4 protein-coding genes are annotated in these 4,604 nt (G+C 73.5%); all 4 read left to right on the top strand.

Translation table 11 applies throughout. The features are described 5' to 3' along the window. A partial coding sequence (locus tag VK640_01030) for a DUF3152 domain-containing protein (GenBank protein ID HTE71770.1) occupies positions 1-919 on the top strand: 919 nt, incomplete at its 5' end. Between the two features lie 130 nt (positions 920-1,049). Then, positions 1,050-1,958 carry an ABC transporter ATP-binding protein gene (locus tag VK640_01035; GenBank protein ID HTE71771.1) on the top strand — a complete coding sequence of 303 codons (909 nt, stop codon included), beginning with the start codon at positions 1,050-1,052 and terminating at the stop codon, positions 1,956-1,958. Then, a complete protein-coding gene (locus tag VK640_01040) occupies positions 1,955-3,598 on the top strand; it encodes a polyketide antibiotic transporter (GenBank protein ID HTE71772.1) in 1,644 nt (547 codons plus the stop codon). The genes VK640_01035 and VK640_01040 overlap by 4 nt, the downstream gene beginning before the upstream one ends. Positions 3,599-3,729: 131 nt before the next feature. Then, a partial coding sequence (gene moeB / locus VK640_01045) for a molybdopterin-synthase adenylyltransferase MoeB (protein HTE71773.1) occupies positions 3,730-4,604 on the top strand: 875 nt, incomplete at its 3' end.

Here is a 4,604-nt window from a genome sequence, read left to right on the forward strand (position 1 = left end):
CCCACCGCGCGCGACGGTCCGCACCGCGGAGCGCCCCGGACCGCTCGTCGCCCGCGTGGACCTGGACGCCCGGCGCCGCGCCGCGGACCCGGTGCGCGGCCAGACCGTGCGCCGGCCGCTGGGACGCCTGCGCCGCTTCGCCCGGCGCTACGGCTGGCGGGCATACGCCATCCCCCTGCTGACCATCGCCACGATCGCCAGCCTGGTCGACCTGGCCCTCACCACGCCGGTCGGCGCCACGCGGAGCACCGGCGCGGCCGCGACCCCGACGGTCACCTCCGAGTCGGCTCCGCCGTCGAGCGTCGCCACCGTGCCGGTCGCGCCGGCCCAAGGCGACGTCGCGCCGACCGAGGCACCCGCGACCGTCGGTGTGGAGAGCTACGTGGAACAGGGCGCCGGGACCCTCTCGGTCGTCGACGGGCAGGGGCCGGTCTACGGCACCGGCCCGCTGCAGCGCTTCATCGTCGAGGTCGAGGACGGGATCGGCGTCGACGGGTACTTCTTCGCCCAGGCCGTCGAGGACACCCTGGGGGATCCGCGCTCGTGGGGGAGCGGCGGCCGTATGTCCTTCCAGCGGGTGGGCGCCGCCGAGGCCGCGGCCGGTCAGTTCGACTTCAAGGTGAGCCTGGTCAGCCCCGGCAACATGGAGACGTACTGCCCGGGGGTCGGGACCGGCGGCTACACCTCCTGCCGCTACGGCGACCGCGCCGTCATCAACCTCGCCCGCTGGGCCACCGCCGTCCCCGACTACGAGGGCGACGTCACCACCTACCGGCTCTACGTCGTCAACCACGAAGTCGGGCACGCGCTCGGCAACGGTCACCAGCCGTGCCCCGGCGCCGGACAGCTCGCCCCCGTCATGCAGCAGCAGACCCTCGGTCTCGAAGGGTGCGTCAAGAACGCCTGGCCCTACCCCTGACCTGGTCGCCGGTCCAGCCGGTGGGCCGGTCGCAAAGGTCTGTCGCGGGCCGCCGTGCAGGACTAACGTCGCTGCTGGTGCGCCGGGAAGTCTGGTCGGCAGTCGAGTTCCCGACTGCGATCGGAGTGCTATGTCCGCCACGTCTCCGACCGCGCTCCGCGCCGAGCACCTCGGCAAGCGCTTCGCGTCCACCCAGGCGGTGGACGACCTCACGCTGACCGTCCCACCGGGTGAGGTCTTCGGCTTCCTCGGCCCCAATGGCGCCGGCAAGTCCACGACCATCCGCCTGCTCCTCGGCCTGCTCCACCCCACCAGCGGCGCCGCCTGGATTTTCGACGAGATCGCCGGCGACGTCGAGCGCGCCCACCGGCACCTCGCCCATGTGCCGGCCGACGTCGCACTCTGGGCATCGCTGACCGGTCAGGAGTGCCTCGACCTGCTCGCCGGCGTCGGTCCGGGCACCGACCTGGTCTACCGCGAGGAGCTGGTGGCGCGATTCGCGCTCGAGACCGACCGCCGTGCGGGGACCTACTCGACCGGCAACCGGCAGAAGGTCGCGCTGGTCGCCGCCTTCTCCACCCGTGCGCCGCTGTTGGTGCTCGATGAGCCGACGAGCGGGCTGGACCCGCTCATGGAGCGCGAGTTCCGGCGGTGCATCGCCGAGGCCGCCGGGCGCGGCCAGGCGGTGTTCCTGAGCTCCCACAAGCTCGGCGAGGTGGAAGCTGTCTGCTCGCGGGTCGGGATCCTCCGCGCCGGGCGGCTGGTAGAGGTCGCCGGGCTCGAGGACCTGCGTCATCTCCGTCGCTCCGAGGTCGTGGTCGACCTGCTCCGGCCCGCGCCGGAGCTCGGCGGGCTGGCCGAGCTGCCCGAGGTCGCCGACCTGCGCTGGGTCTCCGACCGGCAGTTGACCCTGTCGCTCGTCGGGCCCCCCGGCCCGGTGCTCCGGGTCCTGGGCGACGCGGACGTGGCGCGGATCGACGTCCGCGAGCCGTCGCTCGAGGAGATCTTCCTCGACTACTACGGAGAGGCCGCGGCATGACCGTCGGCACGGCCCGCGGGTCGGCGTCGGCGCGGACGACGGGGACGGCCGCTCCGCGTCCGGCGGCTCCGGCGGTCACCCGGATCGCCGTCCGGCAGGTCCTCCGGGGCACCGCTGTCGTCACCCTGGTCTGCGGCGGGCTCGTGGCCGTGGTGGTCACCCAGTACCGGGGTCTGGACGACGCGATCGGGCTGTCGTCGCTGTCCTCCCTGGCGGACAACCCCGCGATCAGGACGCTGTTCGGCAGGGCCGATGCCCTCGACGACCCCGGTGGCTTCACCGTCTGGCGGACCGGCACCCTCGTGGCGGTCCTCGTGGGCACCTGGGCAGTGCTGACCGCCACCCGGCTGACCCGCGGGGAGGAGGAGGCGGGCCGCTGGGAGCTGCTGCTCGCCGGCCGGCTGCCCCTGCGCGCACTCGTACTGCGCACGCTCGCCGTCGTCCTCGCGGCGGCGATGCTCCCGGGTGTCGGGGTGGCGCTCGGCCTGCTGCTGGCCGGGACGGCAACCACGGGAGCGGTGCTCTACGGCGCTGCCGTCGCGGGTGTCGGGCTGACCGGAGCGGCGCTGGGCGTCCTGGCGGCGCAGTTGCTGCCGGAACGCCGGGCCGCGTCCGGGCTGGCTACGGTGGTGTTCCTGGCGGGTCTGCTCGCGCGGATGGTCGCCGACGGCGTCCCGGCGTTCTCCTGGCTGCACTGGGTGACGCCGTTCGGACTGCTCAGCCGCACCGCGGCCTTCGCCGAGGACCGGTTCCTCCCGCTCGCCCTCCTCGCCGCGATCGCGGCGCTGTTCGGGGTGGCGGCGGTGGCGCTGGCGGGCGGGCGGGACGTCGGCGCCGGCCGGCTGGCCACGCGCGAGCACGGGCGCGCGCCGAGCCGGCTGCTGCGCTCGCTCCCGGGTTTCGCCGTGCACCGCACCCGCAGGCCGGTGGGCACCTGGGGGGCCGGCATGGGCGCGTACTTCCTGGTCATCGGCCTGCTGGCGACGGCGATGATGGACTTTCTGCGGGAGAACCCGCTCTTCGCCGAGTTCGCCGAGCGTGCCGGCTTCGCGCAGCTGGCCTCCGTCGGCGGCTACGTCGCCTCGATCTTCGCGCTGCTGGCCATCCCGGTCGGTGCGTTCGCCGCGGGACGGGTGGCGGCCTCTGCGCACGACGAGAGCGCCGGCCGGCTGGCACTGCTCTACTCGCGTCCAGTGAGCCGCGTCCGCTGGCTGGTCATCGAGTCCCTGGCTGTGGTCGCCGGATGCGTCGTCCTCGCGGCGGTCGCCGGCCTGGCCACCTGGATCGGCACCGTCTGGGTGGGTGCAGGGCTGGGGCTCACCGGCGCGGTGGCCGGGGCGATCAGCGTGGTCCCGGTCGCCCTGCTGTGCCTCGGGGCAGCCATGGCGGCACTCGGCTGGGCGCCGCAGGCGGTCCTCGCCCTCGGGGTGCTGCCCGCCGCCGGTGGCTACCTGCTGCTGGTCCTGGCCGACTCGTTCCGCTGGCCGGCCTGGGTGCGGGGGCTGTCACCCTTCGACCACCTCGCGGCCGTGCCCGTCGAGCCCTTCGACGTCGCCGGGGCGCTGGGCATGCTGGCCGTCGCGCTGCTGCTCGCGGTCCTCGGGCTGGTCGGCTACCACCGACGGGATCTGCGCGGCTGACGCCTCTCCCGTCCCGCCGGACGCGTCGGCGAGGACCGTGCCCCGAGCGGGAAGAGGCGCGCGTGCCACGCTGTTATGCGCGTGAACGCTGGTCCCGCGGGGCCGCAGTCGATCGACCCGAGGAGCAACCCGTGTCCCTGCCACCCCTGGTGGAGCCCGCCGCCGACCTGTCCATCGAGGAGGTCCGGCGCTACAGCCGCCACCTGATCATCCCCGACGTCGGGATGGACGGGCAGAAGCGACTGAAGAACGCCAAGGTGCTCGCCGTCGGCGCCGGCGGCCTCGGGTCGCCCGTGCTGATGTACCTGGCCGCCGCCGGTGTCGGCACGCTCGGCATCGTCGAGTTCGACACCGTCGACGAGTCCAACCTGCAGCGCCAGATCATCCACGGGCAGTCCGACGTCGGCCGGTCGAAGGCCGAGAGCGCGCGTGACTCCATCAAGGAGATCAACCCGCTGATCGACGTCCGCCTGCACGAGACGCGGCTGGACAGCGACAACGTGCTGGAGATCTTCGCCGACTACGACCTGATCGTCGACGGCACCGACAACTTCGCCACGCGCTACCTCGTCAACGACGCGTGCGTGCTGCTGGGCAAGCCCTACGTGTGGGGCTCGATCTACCGGTTCGACGGCCAGGTCTCGGTCTTCTGGAACGAGCACGGCCCGAACTACCGCGACCTCTACCCGGTCCCGCCGCCGCCCGGCATGGTCCCGAGCTGCGCCGAGGGCGGCGTGCTCGGCGTCCTCTGCGCCACCGTCGGCGCCATCCAGGCCACCGAGGCCGTCAAGCTGATCACCGGCATCGGCGAGACGCTGCTCGGCCGGCTGATGGTCTACGACGCCCTGGAGATGACCTTCCGCACGATCAAGGTGCGCAAGGACCCCGAGGGTGAGCCGATCACCGAGCTCATCGACTACGAGGCGTTCTGCGGCGTCGTCTCGGTGGAGGCCCAGGAGGCCGCCGCCGGCTCGACGATCACCGTCGACGAGCTCAAGGACATGAT

This window comes from Actinomycetes bacterium (assembly GCA_035489715.1).
In the GTDB taxonomy this organism is placed as follows: domain Bacteria; phylum Actinomycetota; class Actinomycetes; order JACCUZ01; family JACCUZ01; genus DATHAP01.

What these genes read in the sequence shown, in the direction of transcription:
- VK640_01035 (HTE71771.1), top strand. Translation starts at nt 1,050, where the DNA reads ATGTCCGCCACGTCTCCGACCGCGCTCCGCGCCGAGCACCTCGGCAAG.
- VK640_01040 (HTE71772.1), top strand. Translation starts at nt 1,955, where the DNA reads ATGACCGTCGGCACGGCCCGCGGGTCGGCGTCGGCGCGGACGACGGGG.